We start from the raw sequence: 18,409 nt of genomic DNA on the forward strand, positions 1-18,409 counted from the left end.
GACGGCCATGCGCGACGGCAACTTCCGCAGGCGGATGACCGTCCCGGGCGACTCGGTGATGGCCGAGGTCGCCGCGGTCTTCAATGAGATCGCCGAGCGCAACCAGCACCTCACCGGTGAGCTCGCCAGGGTCAGACGCGCGGTCGGGCGGGAGGGCCGGCTCTCCGAGCGGCTGGAGGCCGGGGCCGGCGAGGGCGCCTGGGGCGCCGCCGTGGACAACTCCAACGCCCTGATCGACGACCTGGCCCGGCCGATGGCCGAGGTCGGCCGGGTGCTCGGCTCGATCGCCGAGGGCGACCTGGACCAGCGGATGGAGCTGCGCGCGATCGGCCCGGACGGGGGCACCCACCCGCTGCGCGGGGAGTTCCTCAAGGTCGGCCGCACCGTCAACGGCCTGGTGTCCTCGCTGTCGGAGTTCACCGACGAGGTGACCCGGGTGGCCATCGAGGTCGGCACCGAGGGCAAGCTGGGCGGCCAGGCCCGGGTGCGCGGGGTGTCCGGCAGCTGGAAGGACCTCACCGACTCGGTCAACATGATGGCCAGCCGGCTGACCGCGCAGGTCCGCGACATCGCGCTGGTGACCACGGCGGTCGCCAAGGGCGACCTGTCCAACAAGGTCACCGTCCATGTCGCGGGCGAGATGCTGGAGTTGAAGAACACCGTCAACACCATGGTGGACCAGCTGTCCGGCTTCGCCTCGGAGGTGACCCGGGTGGCCCGCGAGGTGGGCACCGAGGGGCGGCTCGGCGGCCAGGCCACCGTCCCCGGGGTGGCCGGGACCTGGAAGGACCTGACCGACAACGTCAACCTGATGGCGACCAACCTCACCGTCCAGGTGCGGAACATCGCCCAGGTGACCACGGCCGTGGCCCGCGGCGACCTGTCGCAGACCATCGAGGTCGACGCCCGCGGCGAGATCCTGGAACTGAAGACCACCATCAACACCATGGTCGACCAGCTCTCCGGCTTCGCCGAGCAGGTGACCCGGGTGGCCCGCGAGGTCGGCACCGACGGCATCCTGGGCGGCCAGGCGATGGTGCCGGGCGCGGCCGGGGTGTGGCGGGACCTGACCGACAACGTCAACTTCATGGCCGGGAACCTCACCGGCCAGGTCCGCAACATCGCCCAGGTGGCCATGGCGGTGGCCAGGGGCGACCTGTCGCAGAAGATCACGGTCGACGCCCGCGGCGAGATCCTGGGCCTGAAGACCACCCTGAACACCATGGTCGACCAGCTCTCCGCGTTCGCCGACGAGGTGACCCGGGTGGCCCGCGAGGTCGGCACCGAGGGCACCCTGGGCGGCCAGGCCCTGGTCCCGGGCGTCTCCGGGACCTGGAAGGACCTGACCGACAACGTCAACTTCATGGCCAACAACCTGACCGGCCAGGTCCGCAACATCGCCGAGGTCACCACGGCGGTGGCCAGGGGCGACCTGTCCAAGAAGATCACCGTCTCGGCCCGGGGCGAGATCCTGGAGCTGGTCACCACCGTCAACACCATGGTCGACCAGCTGTCGGTGTTCGCCGACGAGGTCACCCGGGTGGCCCGCGAGGTCGGCACCGAGGGCATCCTCGGCGGCCAGGCCCGGGTCAAGGGCGTCTCCGGGATCTGGCGCGACCTGGCCGAGAACGTCAACTTCATGGCCTCCAACCTGACCTTCCAGGTGCGCAACATCGCCCAGGTGGCCACCGCGGTGGCCGGCGGCGACCTGTCCAAGAAGATCACCATCGAGGCCCAGGGCGAGGTAGCCGCCCTCGCCGACACCCTGAACACCATGGTCGACCAGCTGTCCGCGTTCGCCGACGAGGTGACCCGGGTGGCCCGCGAGGTCGGCACCGAGGGACGGCTCGGCGGCCAGGCCCGGGTGGCCGGGGTCGGCGGGATCTGGAAGGACCTCACCGACAACGTCAACCTGATGGCCAACAACCTGACCGGCCAGGTCCGCAACATCGCCCAGGTCACCACGGCCGTCGCCAAGGGCGACCTGACCAAGAAGATCGACGTCGACGCCAGCGGCGAGATCCTGGAGCTCAAGACCACCATCAACACCATGGTCGACCAGCTCTCGGCCTTCGCCGACGAGGTCACCCGGGTGGCCCGCGAGGTCGGCACCGACGGCCGGCTCGGCGGCCAGGCCCGGGTGCCCGGGGTGGCCGGCACCTGGCAGGACCTCACCGAGTCGGTGAACGAGCTGGCCGGGAACCTGACCCGGCAGGTCCGCGCCATCGCCCAGGTGGCCACCGCGGTGACCAGGGGCGACCTCAGCCTGCGGATCGACGTGGACGCGTCCGGAGAGCTCGACGAGCTCAAGGACAACATCAACCAGATGATCGCCAACCTGCGCGAGACCACCCGCACCAACCAGGAGCAGGACTGGCTGAAGACCAACCTGGCCAGGATCTCCGGGCTGATGCAGGGCCGCCGCGACCTGGAGGCGGTCGCCTCGCTGATCATGAGCGAGCTGACCCCGGTGGTCTCGGCCCAGCACGGCGCGTTCTTCCTGGCCCAGCCCGGCAGCCGGCCGCCGGAGCTGGTCCCGGACGAGGAGGACGACGGCGACCTGATCCTGCGGCTGATCGGCTCCTACGGCTACCAGCGCCGGGCCATGCCGACCACCTTCCGGCCCGGTGAGTCGCTGATCGGCCAGGCCGCGGTGGAGAAGCGGCCGATCCTGCTGAAGTCCGCCCCTCCCGGCTACCTCAAGATCGCCTCCGGGCTCGGCGAGGCCGCCCCGGTCAACATCATCGTGATGCCGGTGCTGTTCGAGGGCCGGCTGCTCGGGGTGATCGAACTGGCCTCCTTCAACACCTTCAACAACGTCAGCCTGGACTTCCTGGACCAGATCGCCGAGATGATCGGGGTCACCGTCAACACCATCTCGGTCAACACCAAGACCGAGGGGCTGCTGCTGGAGTCCCAGCGGCTCACCGCCGAACTCTCGATGCGCTCGGCCGAGTTGGAGGCCAGGCAGGAGGAGCTGCAGCGCTCCAACGCCGAGTTGGAGGAGAAGGCGGAGCTGCTCGCCACGCAGAACCGCGACATCGAGATCAAGAACTCCGAGATCGAGGAGGCGCGCCAGGTCCTGGAGGAGCGCGCGGAGCAGCTCGCACTCTCCTCGCGCTACAAGTCGGAGTTCCTCGCCAATATGTCGCACGAGCTGCGCACCCCGCTCAACTCGCTGCTGATCCTGGCCAAACTGCTCACCGACAACGCCGAGGGCAACCTCAGCCCCAAGCAGGTCGAGTTCGCCGAGACCATCCACGGCGCGGGCTCCGACCTGCTCCAGCTGATCAACGACATCCTGGACCTCTCCAAGGTCGAGGCCGGGAAGATGGACGTCCGGCCGGCCCGGATCGCGCTGGTGCAGCTGGTCGACTACGTCGAGGCGACGTTCCGGCCGCTGACCGCCGACAAGGGCCTGGAGTTCGCGGTCGAGGTCTCGCCGGAACTGCCGGTCACCCTGCACACCGACGAGCAGCGGCTGCAGCAGGTGCTGCGCAACCTGCTCTCCAACGCGGTGAAGTTCACCGACTCCGGCGCGGTCGAACTGCTGATCCAGCCGGTCGGCAACGGCCCGGGCCAGCACCCGGCGCCGCAGCACATCCAGGAGCAGCTGCTCGAATCGGGCGCGATCAGCGATCCGGAGGAGCCGCTGATCGCCTTCTCGGTCACCGACACCGGCATCGGGATCCCGCAGAACATGCTCCGGGAGATCTTCGAGGCCTTCAAGCAGGCCGACGGCACCATCAGCCGCAAGTACGCCGGCACCGGGCTCGGCCTCTCCATCAGCCGGGAGATCGCCCGGCTGCTCGGCGGCGAGATCCACTCCGAGAGCGAGTTGGGGCAGGGCAGCACCTTCACGCTGTTCCTGCCGCTGCACTCCGGTCAGGAGCATCTCGGCGGCCTGGCGGAACCGCATCTGGTGGACGCCTGGGGCCGGGCCCTGCCCGTGGTCACCGGCAGCCCGGCCCAGCAGTGGGCCGACGAGGTGCGGGAGGCCGCGCTGGCCCGGCGCCGGGAGGCGGCGATGGCGTCCGGGCTGCCGCAGGTCCGCGACCGCGGGCGGCAGAACGGCAGGACCGAGCAGCCGGCCGCCCCGCAGCTGGAGCCGCAGCCGGAGCCGCAGCTCGACGGGCCGCTCGACGGGCCGCAGCTCGACGGGCCCTCGGCGGCGGGCCCCTTCGGCGGCTACTTCGAGGGCGAGAAGGTCCTCATCGTCGACGACGACATCCGCAATGTCTTCGCGCTGACCAGCGTGCTGGAGCAGTACGGCCTGACCGTGCTCTACGCGGAGAACGGCCGCGAGGGGATCGAGGTGCTGGAGCAGCACGAGGACGTCGCGCTGGTGCTGATGGACATCATGATGCCGGAGATGGACGGTTATGCGACCACCGAGGCGATCCGGCGGATGCCCCAGTTCACCGGGCTGCCGATCATCGCGCTGACCGCCAAGGCGATGAAGGGCGACAAGGAGAAGAGCCTGGACGCCGGCGCCTCCGACCATGTCACCAAGCCGGTCGACACCGACCACCTGCTGGCGGTCATGGAGCACTGGCTGCTGGCCCGGGAGAGGTGAGCCGGATCACCTCCCGGCGGGCGCCGATGGAGGACAACCGTCCAGTCCGCAGCGACCCGGGAGCCGATCCGTCCGCACTGCGGGGCTGCCGGGACGGGGACGGGTTCCGAACCGCGCCGCCGGGGCATGCGTAGGGAACCGCTGGTGGCGGCCCTCGGCCGGGCTGTCCCCACTCGTCGGGGTGGTGGCAGCCGCGAAGGGGAACCGGATAGGGTCACTCGGCGTTGCTACCGGTATCGGTTGGGTGACCGGGGCGCGGTGTCCGGAACTGCTTTTCGGGGCGAGGATTGACGGTGGTGTGGGTGGCGGGCAGTGAGGTGCGGCTAGCATGACCGTGACGAGCACGACGGGCAGTGCCAACACGACGAGCGCAGGCGTCACGGGGCGAGGAGGGCAGGCCAAGGTGCAGAAGGCCAAGATCCTCCTGGTCGACGACCGGCCGGAGAACCTGCTCGCGCTCGAGGCGATCCTCTCCGCACTGGACCAGACCCTGGTCCGGGCGGCCTCCGGCGAGGAGGCGCTGAAGGCGCTGCTCACCGATGACTTCGCGGTGATCCTGCTGGACGTCCAGATGCCCGGCATGGACGGGTTCGAGACCGCCGCGCACATCAAGCGGCGCGAGCGCACCCGCGACATCCCGATCATCTTCCTGACCGCGATCAACCACGGCCCGCACCACACCTTCCGCGGCTACGCGGCCGGGGCGGTCGACTACATCTCCAAGCCGTTCGACCCCTGGGTGCTGCGCGCCAAGGTCTCCGTCTTCGTCGAGCTGTACATGAAGAACTGCCAGCTCAAGGAGCAGGCGGCGCGCTGCTGCGGCTGCAGCTGGAGACCGGCGCGGCCGGCTCCGCGGGCAGCAACGGCCACGGCGACACCGCCGCGGCCCCGGTCCGCCGCGGCGCCCCGGCCGGCGGCCTGCTGGCCGAGCTCTCGGCCCGGCTGGCCGCGGTCGAGGAGCAGGCCGAGGCGCTGACCAAGCAGCTGGACGCGTCGGCGGACCCCGCCGCGGTGGCCACCGCCACGCACCTGGAGCGCAAGCTCTCCGGGCTGCGCCGGGCGCTGGACGCGCTGGAGCCGGGAACCGCTGTCGGCAACGGCGGCGGCAATGGGAGCGCTCCGCCCCCGCCGCCGAACTGACAGTCGAACAGTTGACGGCCGGACAGCTGACGGCCCGCCTGATCGTCATTTCTTCCGACACGTCGGCGGCAACCAGCCGCGACACGTGTTGCGGCTGAGCCGCCACCGGTAGCCTGAGCCGCATGGCCACACGCATGTCCGGAAGCGGTTCGCGTACCCGTAGCGCGGGACCGGCGAAGAAGGCTGCCGCCGGTCCTGTGAAGAAGGCCCCCGCGAAGAAGGCCGCGCCCGCCAAGAAGGCGGCGGCGCCCGCCCCGGCCAAGAAGGCCGCCCCCGCGAAGAAGGCCGTCGCCAAGCCGCCGGCCCCGCCCAAGCCGCTGCCGTACCGCGCGGTGCGCGGCACCTGGCTGGGGATGGCGCACGGGGTCGGCGCCATGGCCCGCGGTGTCGGCGACGGTGCCAAGAGCCTGCACCCGGCGCACCGCAAGGACGGCCTGGCACTGCTGCTGCTGGCGCTGGCGCTGCTGGTCGCGGCCGGGTCCTGGTCCGATCCGCAGGGCTGGCTCGGCATCGGCGTCACCAATGTGGTCAAGGGCGCGTTCGGCCGGCTGTCCGTGGTGGTGCCGATACTGCTGGCCGCCGTCGCGGTCCGGCTGATGCGCCATCCGGAGCAGCCCGACGCCAACGGACGCATCGTCATCGGGCTGGGCGCGCTGAGCATCGGGATCCTCGGCCTGGTGCACATCGGCTGCGGTGCGCCGGGCGTGCACGCCGGAGCGACCCTGATCCGGGGCGCCGGCGGGCTGATCGGCCTGGCCGCCTCCCGTCCGCTGATGGCGGCGGCAGGCCCGGCGCTGGCCGTGCCGCTGCTGCTGCTGGTCACCTTCTTCGGCCTGCTGGTGGTCACCGCCACCCCGGTCAACCAGATCCCGCAGCGGGTGCGGCTGCTCGGCGAGAAGCTGTCCCTGGTCGAGCGGCAGCGCCCGGAACGCGATCCCGAGGCCGAGGACTTCGACGACGACGGCTTCGACGGCCTGGGCTTCGTCACCGACTTCGAGGGCGAGCCGGGCACCCCCGCCGAGCGGGCCGCGCTGCTGGCCAAGCGCGAACGGCTGGAGCAGGAGGGCGCGGTGACCCCGCGTCGGCGCCGCCCGCGCCGCCGTCCGGGACCGGTCGCCGAGCCGGACCGGGTGCGCGGCGACCTGGACGCCATCGACGTGGCGGCCGCCGCCGCGGCGGACCTGGACGGGGCGCTGCTGCACGGCGTCCAGCCCTCCTCCACGCTCGCCAGCATGATGAACCGGGTCAAGGACCGCACGCCCCAGGGCGACTCCGCGCCGCCCGAGGACAGCGGCTCGGTCCCGGCCGCCCGCCGCGAGGACGCGGTCGCGGAACCGGCCGAACCGGCCGCTGAAGCGGTCGCCGTCGAACCTGAGCAGGAGCCCGCGCCTTCCCTGGTCAAGGAGGAGCCCGAGGAGGGCATCCCGCCGCTGCGCTCCGAGCAGCTGCGGCTGCCCGCGGACAGCAGCTACCAGCTGCCCCCGCCGGACCTGCTGACCAGGGGCGGCCCCGGCAAGACCCGCAGCAAGGCCAATGACGACGTGGTGGCCGCGCTCAGCAATGTCTTCTCCGAGTTCAAGGTCGACGCCGCGGTCACCGGCTTCACCCGGGGGCCGACCGTCACCCGCTACGAGGTCGAGCTGGGCCTCGCGGTCAAGGTCGAGCGGATCACCGCGCTGGCCCGCAACATCGCCTACGCGGTGGCCAGCCCCGACGTCCGGATCATCAGCCCGATCCCGGGCAAGTCGGCGGTCGGCATCGAGATCCCCAACACCGACCGGGAGATGGTCAACCTCGGCGACCTGCTGCGCTCACCGATCGCCACCAGCGACCCGCACCCGATGCTGGTCGGCATGGGCAAGGACGTCGAGGGCCAGACCAGCGTCGCCAACCTGGCCAAGATGCCGCACATCCTGGTGGCCGGCGCGACCGGCGCGGGCAAGTCCTCCTGCATCAACTGCCTGATCACCTCGATCCTGATGCGGGCCACCCCGGACGAGGTCCGGCTGGTCCTGGTCGACCCCAAGCGGGTCGAGCTGACCGCCTACGAGGGTGTCCCGCACCTGATCACGCCGATCATCACCAACCCCAAGAAGGCCGCCGAGGCGCTGCAGTGGGTGGTCCGCGAGATGGACCTGCGCTACGACGACCTGGCCGCCTTCGGCTACCGCCATGTCGACGACTTCAACAAGGCGGTGCGCTCGGGAAAGGCGCAGCCGCCGCTGGGCAGCGAACGGGTGCTGGAGCCCTACCCGTACCTGCTGGTGATCGTGGACGAGCTGGCCGACCTGATGATGGTCGCCCCGCGCGACGTGGAGGACTCCATCGTCCGGATCACCCAGCTCGCCCGCGCCGCCGGGATCCACCTGGTGCTCGCCACCCAGCGGCCCAGCGTGGACGTGGTGACCGGGCTGATCAAGGCCAACGTCCCGTCCCGGCTCTCCTTCGCGACCTCCTCGCTGGCCGACAGCCGGGTCATCCTGGACCAGCCCGGCGCGGAGAAGCTGATCGGCAAGGGCGACGCGCTGTTCCTGCCGATGGGCGCGGGCAAGCCGACCCGGATGCAGGGCGCCTTCGTCACCGAGGAGGAGATCGAGGCCGTCGTCCAGCACTGCAAGGCGCAGGCCGAGACCCAGTACCGCGGCGACGTCACGGTCGGCGCGGCCCCGAAGAAGGAGGTCGACGAGGAGATCGGCGACGACATGGACCTGCTGGTCCAGGCCGCCGAGCTGGTCGTCTCCACCCAGTTCGGCTCCACCTCGATGCTGCAGCGCAAGCTGCGGGTGGGCTTCGCCAAGGCCGGCCGGCTGATGGACCTGATGGAGTCCAGGGGCATCGTCGGCCCCACCGAGGGCTCCAAGGCCCGGGATGTGCTGATCCAGCCCGACGAGTTGGACGGGGTGCTGATCACCCTCCGGGGGGAATGACCGGCCTCGGGCGCATCGCGTTCCGGGTAGGTCCGTTATCGGGGGGTAGGGGGAGTGGATCCGACCATTCTGACCATTCGTCACCACTTCGGCGGTATTCAGCTTGATGCCTGCTCGTGGTGCCCCCATAGACTGGGATCCTCCGCTCGAAAGGCGTACTAGTGACCGTCGGAACGTCCCCGCAGCCCTCCATCGGACAGGTACTCAGCAGTGCTCGAACTGCTGCCGAACTGACGGTCGAGGAAGTCAGTGCGGAGACCCGGGTCCGGGTTCCCATCATTCACTCCGTCGAGGAGGACGACTTCAGCCGCTGCGGCGGTGACTTCTACGCCCGTGGGCACATCCGTGCGATCGCCCGGGTGGTGGGCGCCGACGGCGACGCCCTGGTCGCCCGCTACGACGAGGCCCACGGCGGCGCGCCCTCGGCGGCCCGTCCGGTCCCGATCTTCGACACCGAGCGGATCCGCCCCGAGCGGCGCCGTCCGAACTGGACCGGCGCCATGGTCGCGGCGATCATCGTGGTGGTCGCGGTGATCGGCTTCAACCTGGTCGGTGGCAAGGACAAGACCCCCGCCGCCCAGGCGGCGGTGCTGCCCAGCGCGACCGCCGCGGCGACGCCCTCGGTCACCCCGAAGCCCCCGGCGCCGCACCCCAGCGCGATCGCGGCGGCCCCGGCCGGCCGGGTCACCCTGAAGGTCAGCGCGGATTCCGGCGACACCTGGCTGCTGGTGGAGAACAGCAAGGGCGCGACGCTGTACCGGGCGAACCTCGCCAAGGGCGCGTCCAAGACCTTCACCGACCTCAAGCAGCTGAAGGTCGTCTACGGCGACGGCGGCGCGGCGCACCTCTGGGTGAACGGCAAGGACCTCGGAAAAGCGGGCACCGACGGGCAGGTCGTGAACGCGACCTACACCCCCGGCGACCCGCAGGCCGGGTGATCAAATACGCCCCGGCGGCCCCTTCGCGTCACCCGCGTCAAAACCTCGGTAATCTTGGGGTCATGTCCCCACGCCGTACAGTCGCCCTTGTCACGCTCGGATGCGCCCGCAACGAGGTCGATTCCGAGGAACTCGCCGGGCGCCTGGAGGCCGACGGCTGGGAGCTGGTCGACGACGCGGCCGACGCCGACGTCGCCGTGGTGAACACCTGCGGCTTCGTCGAGGCGGCCAAGAAGGACTCGGTCGACGCCCTGCTCGAAGCCAACGACCTCAAGGGCCACGGCCGCACCCAGGCCGTGGTCGCGGTCGGCTGCATGGCCGAGCGCTACGGCAAGGAGCTGGCCGAGGCCCTGCCGGAGGCCGACGCCATCCTCGGCTTCGACGACTACGCCGACATCACCGACCGGCTGCAGACCATCCTGGCCGGCGGGAAGCATGTCTCGCACGCCCCCCGCGACCGCCGCAAGCTGCTCCCGCTGAGCCCGGTGGAGCGGCAGCAGGCGGCCGGGGACGGCGCGGTCGCCACCCCCGGCCACGGCGCCGCTGTGGAAGCCGCGGAGCCGGCCGAGACGCCGATCGCCGACCTGCCGGACGGCCTGGCCCCGGTCTCCGGACCGCGGGTGCTGCGCCGCCGGCTGGACGACAGCCCGGTCGCCTCGGTGAAGCTGGCCTCGGGCTGCGACCGGCGCTGCTCCTTCTGCGCGATCCCGTCCTTCCGCGGCTCCTTCCTCTCCCGCCGGCCCTCGGACGTGCTCAACGAGACCCGCTGGCTCGCCGAGCAGGGGGTCCGCGAGGTGATGCTGGTCAGCGAGAACAACACCTCCTACGGCAAGGACCTGGGCGACATCCGGCTGCTGGAGACGCTGCTGCCGGAGCTGGCCGCGGTCGAGGGCATCGAGCGGATCCGGGTCAGCTACCTCCAGCCGGCCGAGATGCGCCCGGGCCTGATCGAGGTGCTGACCAGCACTCCGAACGTGGTGCCCTACTTCGACCTCTCGTTCCAGCACTCCGCGCCGAACGTGCTGCGCCGGATGCGCCGCTTCGGCGACACCGACCGCTTCCTGGCCCTGCTGGACCAGATCCGGGCCAAGGCCCCCGAGGCCGGGGCCCGCTCCAACTTCATCGTCGGCTTCCCGGGCGAGACCGAGGCCGACCTGGCCGAGCTGGAACGCTTCCTCACCCACGCCCGGCTGGACGCCATCGGCGTGTTCGGCTACTCCGACGAGGACGGCACCGAGGCCGCGACCTACCAGGGCAAGCTGGACGAGGACGTCGTCGCCGAGCGGCTGGCCAAGATCAGCCGCCTGGCCGAGGAGATGACCGCCCAGCGCGCCGAGGAGCGGGTCGGCAGCACGGTGACCGTCCTGATCGAGTCGATCGACGAGGACGAGGACGGCGCGGTCATCGGCCGCGCCGAGCACCAGGCGCCGGAGACCGACGGCATCACCTCGCTGACCGGGTCGCTCGACCGGGTGAAGGTCGGCGACCTGGTCGAGGCCAAGGTCGTCGCCAGCGAGGGCGTCGACCTGATCGCGGAGCTGATCGGCCTGGGAGACGCGGCAGCCGGGGTGGGCGCGTGATCCAAGGCGCCGAGGGGGGAGGCAGAGGGGCCGCCGAGAAGAGCCCCGAGGCGGCGGCTGAGGCAGCGGCCGTGCCGGAGCAGGCGGTGCCGGTGAAGGCCCAGCCCAGCCTGTGGAACATCCCCAACATGCTCACCATGCTGCGGCTGCTGATCGTCCCGGTCTTCGCGGCCCTGCTGCTGGCGGACGGGGGGCACGACCCCAAGTGGCGCGCGGTGGCCTGGGCCTCCTTCGCCATCGCCATGATCACCGATCTCTTCGACGGCGAGCTGGCCCGGCGGATGGACCTGGTCAGCGACTTCGGCAAGATCGCCGACCCGATCGCCGACAAGGCGATCATGGGCACCGCGCTGGTCGCCCTGTCCGCGCTGGGCGATCTGCCCTGGTGGATGACCATCGTGATCCTGGTCCGGGAGATCGGGATCACCCTGCTGCGGTTCTGGGTGATCCGGCACGGGGTGATCCCGGCCAGTCGCGGCGGCAAGATCAAGACCCTGACCCAGGGCATCGCGGTGGGCATGTATGTGCTGGAACTCACCGGACCGCTGGCCACCGCCCGGTTCTGGCTGATGCTGCTGGCCGTGCTGCTGACCGTGGCCACCGGAGTCGACTACGTACGCCAGGCGGTGACCCTGCGCCGGGCCGGGCTGGCCCGGGAGCGGGCCGCGGCGCTGTGAGCGGCTCAAACCCCGCTGGGGAGCCGCTGGAGCGCGCCCGGGCGAGCGCTGAGGCCGTCCTCGGTGCGCTGCTGGACGCGGGGCGACGGTGGCCGTCGCCGAGTCGCTGACCGGCGGCCTGCTGGCGGCGGCCTTCGTCGCCGTCCCCGGCGCCTCGCGGGCGTTCCGGGGTTCGGTCACCGCCTATGCCACCGAGCTCAAGGCCTCGGTGCTGGGCGTGGACCCCGCCCTGCTGGCCGCCAAGGGCGCGGTGGATCCGCAGGTGGCGGCCGAGATGGCCGAGGGCGTGCGCCGGCTGATGGGCGCCGACTACGGCGTCGCGACCACCGGTGTGGCGGGCCCCGAGCCCCAGGACGGACAGTCGGTGGGCACCGTGTACGTGGCCGTGGCCGGCCCCGGGGGACTATTCGGCTCCTCGCTCCGGTTGTCGCCAGGGCGTGCCACAATCCGACGCAGAACGGTGGAAGCCGCGCTCGATCTGCTGAGCGAGGCCCTGCTTTCGAACAGAAGTCGAGGTCCGGAGGGTTAGTGAGGGTGGTTCCACCGGGAATAGGACAAGTGACGGAACGGGACGGCCGGGCGGCCATACCGCGAACAGCAGGGGAGGGGCCATGGATACAGCCCAGAGTGAACACGACCGGGCTCCCCGCACGCGACGCGGGCCAAGCGGTACGGTGGGGCAGTGACGTCTCGAGCCGCGGTCCAAGGAGGGAGCCACCGATGATCCTGCTCCGTCGTCTGTTGGGTGACGTACTGCGTCGGCAGCGCCAGCGCCAGGGCCGCACCCTGCGCGAGGTCTCTGCTTCCGCCCGGGTTTCCCTCGGCTACCTGTCCGAGGTGGAACGCGGCCAGAAGGAAGCATCCTCCGAGCTGCTTTCCGCCATCTGCGATGCCTTGGACGTGCGTATGTCCGAGGTCATGCGCGAGGTGAGCGACGAACTGTCGCTTGCCGAGCTGGCCGCCGGGGAGCCCGTCCGCCCGGTCCTGGTCGAACCGGTACCGGTGCCCTCGGGCGGCCCCGACCGCATGCCGTCGCTGGTCCCCAAGGCCAGCGCCATGGATGTCGTCGCGGCCTGACCGCCCCGACAGTTCGTACAACCCGGTGCGCCGGTGTCCGCCCCTCAGGGGTGAGCACCGGCGCATTTCTGTGTCCGCGCGCCCCCTGGTCACTCCAGTGCTTCTGTCACCCCTGTGCGCCAGGCGGCATTTGTCGATAAATGGCTAGGATGGAATTTCTGTCCCCTTGACGAGGCAGGCGGTGCGGTATGAGAAGGCACACAGTGTCCGGACGGCTTCCGCACCGCAGCCCGCTGCTGTGGGCGCTGGCGCTGCTGCTCACCCTGGGCTGCTGGGGCGCGCTGCTGGCCGGGGCGCTGGACGCCAGGGGCGGGGTGGGGATGATGTTCGCCGGGGGCTGGACCCTCAGCCTGCTGCCGGTCCACAGCGCCCGTTTCCGCCGCCGCGGGCCGCGGCCCCCGGGCGGCTCCAGCGCTCAGGCCGGCCCTAGGCTCGAAGCCGTAGTCCGCGCGTGGTCGGATGGAATCCGGCGGCTTCGAAAGGGGCGCTGAGCGGGGAGGTCAGCGCGGCCTCGCCGTTGATCCGCTCCACGGTCAGATCGGGCAGCGCGCCCTCGTGCAGGGCCCGGGTCAGCGCGTCGGCGGCCAGCCGCAGCACCTCCTGGTCCGGGGCCCAGGAGAGCAGCGACTTTCCGCCCCGCTCCAGGTAGACCACCAGTTCGCCGTCCAGCAGCACCACCAGCGAGCCGGCCTTGCGGCCGGGGCGGTGGCCCGAGGACGCCCCGGTCGGGGCCTCCGGCCAGGGCAGGGCCGCACCATAGGCATTGGCCGGGTCGGCGGCCGCCAGCACCACGGCGACCGGGACGGCCTCGGAGGAGTCGCGCTCGGCCGCGTTGTGCACCGCGCGCAGCCGGTCGATCGCGCCGTCGGTGGCGAACTGGGCCGCGCCCAGGCCCTCGACCACATAACCGCGCCTGCTCCGCCCGTTCTCCTCGAACGCGGTGAGCACCCGGTAGACCCCGGCGAAGCCGCCGGGGGCGCGTTCGGCCTGCACCGCGCCCCTGGTCACCACCCCGTGCCGGTCCAGCAGCGTCTGCGCCAGCGCGTGCGCCCGCTGGGTCGGATCGGCCGAGGGCACCGGCAGCAGCGACCAGCGCCCGGCCGTGGTCGGCAGCGAACCGGCCCGCGCCCCGGCCCGCGGGACGGGGCGGCTGCCGCCGTAGCGGGCCCGCGGGACTGATCTGGGCGCCCGGTGGGCGGTGGAGCCCGCGGTCCGGCCCGAGCCGAGCAGGGCGCGCAGCGGCGCCAGGGTGTCATTGGTGACATAGCCGGACCAGGCCAGATCCCACAGTGCGGCGGCCAGCTCCGGCGGGGTCGCGGTCAGCCCCTGCTGCTGGAGCTGGCCGGCCACCTGGTCGGTGAGCTGGCGGAAGAACAGCCCGTAGCCGGGGGCCAGCGCCGCCAGCACCGCCCGGTGCAGCGGGGACTGCTCCAGCGGCAGCGCGGTCGGGAGCAGCAGCGGCGCGGTGTCGGCGGGGCAGAGCGTGATCCAGCCGTCCTTCCCGGCCAGCGCCCCGGCACCGGCCCAGAGCACCTCGCCGGAGGCGGTCAGCTCGTCCAGCATCGCCGGGTGGTAGTCGGCGACCCGGGACGGCAGCACCATCCGCTCCAGCGCGGAGGCCGGGACCAGCGAGCCCTGCAGCTGCTCGACCGCCCGGAGCAGGCCGTCCAGACCGCGCAGCCGGTGGGCGCCCAGATGCTGCCACTGCGGCAGGAACGCGGCCAGGGCCCGTGGCGGGACCGGCTCGACCTCGTGCCGCAGCGCGGCCAGCGAGCGCCGCCGCAGCCGTCGCAGCACCTCCGCGTCGCACCACTCGGCGCCGGAGCGGCCGGGCCGGAACTCGCCCTGGACCACCCGCCCGGTCCCGGCCAGCCGCTGCAGCGTGCCGAGGACCACGGCCGGGCCCAGACCGAAGCGGGCAGCCGTGTCGGCGACGGTGAACGGGCCGCGGGTACGGGCGTGCCGGGCCAGCAGATCGCCCAGGGGGTCCTTGACCGGCTCGGTGAAGGCCTCGGGGACTCCCACCGGCAGGGGGGTGCCCAGGGCGTCGCGGAGCCGGCCTGCGTCCTCGATCGCGGCCCAGCGCTGCTCCCCGGCGATCCGGACCGCGATGATCCGGCGGCTGGCCTCCAGTTCCGCGGCCCAGGAGGGGTCGCCGCCGCGTACCGCCAGTTCCTCGGCGCTGAGCGGGCCGAGCAGGCGCAGGGCGTCGGCGACGCCCTCGGCGTCCTTGATCCGGCGCTCGGGGGTGAGCCGCTGCAGCTCGGCGTCCAGCTGTTCCAGCACGGCCGGGTCGAGCAGCTCCCGCAGTTCGGCCTGGCCCAGCAGCTCGGCCAGCAGCCGGGAGTCCAGCGCCAGGGCGGCGGCTCGGCGCTCGGCGAGGGGGAGTCGCCCTCGTAGAGGAACTGGGCGACATAGCCGAACAGCAGCGAGCGGGCGAAGGGCGAGGGCTCGGGGGTGGTGACCTCGACCAGCCGGACCCGGCGGGACTCGATGTCGCCCATCAGCTCGACCAGCCCCGGCACGTCGAAGACGTCCTGCAGGCACTCGCGGACGGCTTCGAGCACGATCGGGAAGGATCCGAACTCGCTTGCCACCTGCAGCAGTTGCGCGGAACGCTGGCGTTGCTGCCAGAGCGGGGTACGGCGGCCCGGGCTGCGCCGGGGCAGCAGCAGGGCCCGGGCGGCGCACTCGCGGAACCGGGCGGCGAACAGCGCCGAGCCGCCGACCTGGTCGGTGACGGTCTGTTCGATGCCGCCGGGGTCGAACACGGCGGCGTCCGCGCCGATCGGGGCCTCGTCGCCGAACCCGTTCAGCGGGGCGTCGGGGTCGGCCTCGGGGTCGGGGAAGTCCAGCAGGTCGGCGTCGGGCAGCCGCAGCACGATGCCGTCGTCGGCGTGCATCACCTGGGCGTCCAGGCCGTGCTTCTCGGACAGCCTGGCCCCCAGCGCCAGCGCCCAGGGGGCGTGCACCTGGGCGCCGAAGGGGGAGTGGACCACGATCCGCCAGTCGCCCAGCTCGTCCCTGAACCGCTCCACCACGATGGTGCGGTCGTCCGGGAGGTGCCCGGTGGCCTTGCGCTGCTCGTCCAGGTAGGAGAGCAGATTGGACGCGGCCCAGTCGTCCAGACCGGCCCCGTGCAGCCTGGCCGTGGCCTCGGCCGGGGTCAGCCCGCCCAGCTCGCGCAGAAAGGCGCCGACGGCGCGGCCCAGCTCCAGCGGGCGGCCGAGCGAGTCGCCGTGCCAGAACGGCAGCTTGCCGGGGACGCCGGGGGCGGGGGAGACCAGCACCCGGTCATGGGTGATGTCCTCGATCCGCCAGGAGGAGGTGCCCAGGGTGAAGACATCGCCGACCCTGGACTCATAGACCATCTCCTCGTCCAGCTCCCCGACCCTTCCGCCGCCCTTCTTGGGGTCCTGACCTGCCAGGAAGACCCCGAACAGGCCGCGGTCCGGGATCGTTCCGCCGGAGGTGACGGCGAGCCGCTGGGCGCCGGGGCGGCCGGTGACGGTGTTGGCCACCCGGTCCCAGACCACCCGGGGACGCAGCTCGGCGAAGGCGTCCGAGGGGTAGCGGCCGGCCAGCATGTCCAGCACCGCCTCGAACGCGGACTGCGGCAGCGCGGCGAAGGGCGCGGCCCGGCGGACCAGGGCGAGCAGCTCGTCCACGTCCCAGCTGTCCATCGCGGTGATCGCGACGATCTGCTGGGCCAGCACGTCCAGCGGGTTGCGCGGCACCCGCAGCGACTCGATCGCGCCGCTGCGCATCCGCTCCACCACCACCGCGGCCTGGACCAGGTCGCCCCGGTACTTGGGGAAGACCACACCGGTGGACACCGCGCCGACCTGGTGTCCGGCCCGGCCGACCCGCTGCAGTCCGGAGGCCACCGAGGGCGGTGACTCGACCTGGACCACCAGGTCGACCGCGCCCATGTCGATGCCCAGCTCCAGGCTGGAGGTGGCGACCACGGCCGGGAGCCGGCCCGACTTCAGCTGCTCCTCGACGTCGGCGCGCTGCTCCTTGGAGACCGAGCCGTGGTGCGCCCGGGCCAGGACCGGCGGCGCGCCCTTGTTCACCCCGGCCTGGGCCATGAGTTCGGCGGGGGCGTGGGTCTCGGCCAGGGACTCGCCGGTGCTGCGCTCGAAGGCGATCTCATTGAGCCGCCCGCAGAGCCGTTCGGCCAGCCTGCGGGAGTTGGCGAAGACGATGGTGGAGCGGTGCGCCTGGACCAGATCGGTGATCCGCTCCTCGACATGCGGCCAGATCGAGGCGGCGCGCTCGGGCTGGTCGGTCTCGGCCGGGCGGCCCCCGGACAGCTCGCCCAGATCCTCGACCGGGACCACCACGGACAGGTCGAAGCGCTTCTCCGAGGGCGGCTGGACGATGGTCACCTTGCGCTGCGGCGAGAGGAACCGGGCCACCTCGTCCACCGGACGGACCGTCGCGGACAGGCCGATCCGCCGGGCCTGGACCGGCAGCAGCTGGTCCAGGCGTTCCAGGGTGAGCGCCAGGTGCGCCCCGCGCTTGGTCCCGGCGACGGCGTGCACCTCGTCCAGGATCACCGTCTCCACCCCGCGCAGCGCCTCGCGGGCGGCGGAGGTGAGGATCAGGAACAGCGACTCGGGTGTGGTGATCAGGATGTCCGGCGGATGGGTGGCGAAACGCCGGCGCTCGGCCGGAGGAGTGTCGCCCGAACGGATGCCGACCTCGATCTCCGGTTCGGGCAGTCCGAGCCGCTGCGCCGCCTGCCGCAGGCCGGTCAGCGGGGCCCGCAGATTGCGCTGCACGTCCACGGCCAGGGCCTTCAGCGGCGAGACGTAGAGCACCCGGCAGCGCTTGCGGGCCTCGGCCGGCGGCGGGGTGAGCGAGAGCCGGTCCAGCGCCGAGAGAAAGGCCGCCAGGGTCTTGCCGGAGCCGGTGGGGGCGACCACCAGGACGTCCGAACCCTCGCCGATGGCCTGCCAGGCGCCGGCCTGGGCGGTGGTGGGGGCCGGGAAGGCCCCGGTGAACCAAGCCCGCGCGGGCGCGCCGAAGCCGGCCAGCGGGTCGACGGCGGGGACGGGGGGTCGCTTCTCTGCTCCGGCCATGTCCTTATGGTGCACCGCGCCACTGACAAGCCCGCAGGCGTGATCCGATATCCGCTCATATCGTATGAATATCTCTGGTTTCGTATGAGGGCCGGGGATTTCCCGAGCGGTGGAGGCAGCGGTGCGGCGGACCACCAGCACGAGCCACCGTGCGATGCGCACCGCCGTGGTCCTGGCCGTGGCCGCGGTCCTGCTCGGGGGCGAGGTCCCGTTCGGCAACGGGGCCTCCGGGCTGTCCCTCAGCTACCTGGTGGTGGGCCGCCAGGACGGCCCCGAAGGGATCCCCGCCGCCGAGCAGGCGGTGCGGCAGGGGGGAGGACGGGTGGTGCAGGCGTACCCGCAGATCGGCACCGTCCTCGCCTACAGCTCGGACGCGGCCTTCGCGGCCCGCGCCCGCAGCGCCCCCG

Annotated in this window: 8 protein-coding genes and 2 pseudogenes; 9 read left to right on the plus strand and 1 reads right to left on the minus strand. The window is 72.3% G+C overall.

Annotation, left to right across the window (positions count from 1 at the left end; translation table 11 throughout):
• Positions 1-7: 7 nt before the first annotated feature.
• The 9 genes and pseudogenes from ACXKR8_RS34355 to ACXKR8_RS34395 all read left to right on the plus strand — a co-directional run bounded on the left by ACXKR8_RS34355 (position 8) and on the right by ACXKR8_RS34395 (position 13,406).
• Positions 8-4,576: a HAMP domain-containing protein gene (locus ACXKR8_RS34355; RefSeq protein WP_462100711.1), complete on the plus strand. Its 4,569-nt coding sequence runs from the start codon at positions 8-10 to the stop codon at positions 4,574-4,576.
• A 328-nt stretch (positions 4,577-4,904) separates the two neighbouring features.
• Positions 4,905-5,716, plus strand: a pseudogene (locus ACXKR8_RS34360) (response regulator).
• 122 nt (positions 5,717-5,838) lie between these two features.
• Positions 5,839-8,643, plus strand: coding sequence for a DNA translocase FtsK (locus tag ACXKR8_RS34365; RefSeq protein WP_458268454.1), 2,805 nt, complete (start codon positions 5,839-5,841; stop codon positions 8,641-8,643).
• 161 nt (positions 8,644-8,804) lie between these two features.
• The gene (locus ACXKR8_RS34370) at positions 8,805-9,581 is read left to right on the plus strand and encodes a helix-turn-helix domain-containing protein (protein WP_458268455.1); all 777 of its coding nucleotides are present in this window, start codon (positions 8,805-8,807) and stop codon (positions 9,579-9,581) included.
• A 62-nt stretch (positions 9,582-9,643) separates the two neighbouring features.
• Positions 9,644-11,161 (plus strand): 30S ribosomal protein S12 methylthiotransferase RimO, encoded by a 1,518-nt coding sequence (gene rimO / locus ACXKR8_RS34375; protein ID WP_458268456.1) that lies wholly within the window; start codon positions 9,644-9,646, stop codon positions 11,159-11,161.
• Between the two features lie 71 nt (positions 11,162-11,232).
• A complete protein-coding gene (gene pgsA / locus ACXKR8_RS34380; RefSeq protein ID WP_458275158.1) occupies positions 11,233-11,838 on the plus strand; it encodes a CDP-diacylglycerol--glycerol-3-phosphate 3-phosphatidyltransferase in 606 nt (201 codons plus the stop codon).
• A gap of 88 nt (positions 11,839-11,926) precedes the next feature.
• Complete coding sequence (locus tag ACXKR8_RS34385) at positions 11,927-12,367, plus strand: CinA family protein (protein ID WP_462099955.1); 441 nt, start codon at positions 11,927-11,929, stop codon at positions 12,365-12,367.
• Between the two features lie 191 nt (positions 12,368-12,558).
• Positions 12,559-12,915 (plus strand): helix-turn-helix domain-containing protein, encoded by a 357-nt coding sequence (locus ACXKR8_RS34390; RefSeq protein ID WP_458268458.1) that lies wholly within the window; start codon positions 12,559-12,561, stop codon positions 12,913-12,915.
• Between the two features lie 203 nt (positions 12,916-13,118).
• The gene (locus ACXKR8_RS34395; RefSeq protein ID WP_458268459.1) at positions 13,119-13,406 is read left to right on the plus strand and encodes a hypothetical protein; all 288 of its coding nucleotides are present in this window, start codon (positions 13,119-13,121) and stop codon (positions 13,404-13,406) included.
• On the opposite strand, the pseudogene ACXKR8_RS34400 reads toward ACXKR8_RS34395, so the two are convergent.
• Positions 13,342-18,002 (minus strand): annotated as a pseudogene (locus ACXKR8_RS34400) (ATP-dependent helicase). The gene ACXKR8_RS34395 and the pseudogene ACXKR8_RS34400 overlap by 65 nt on opposite strands.
• Positions 18,003-18,409: the final 407 nt, after the last annotated feature.

This window comes from Streptacidiphilus sp. PAMC 29251, assembly GCF_054208735.2.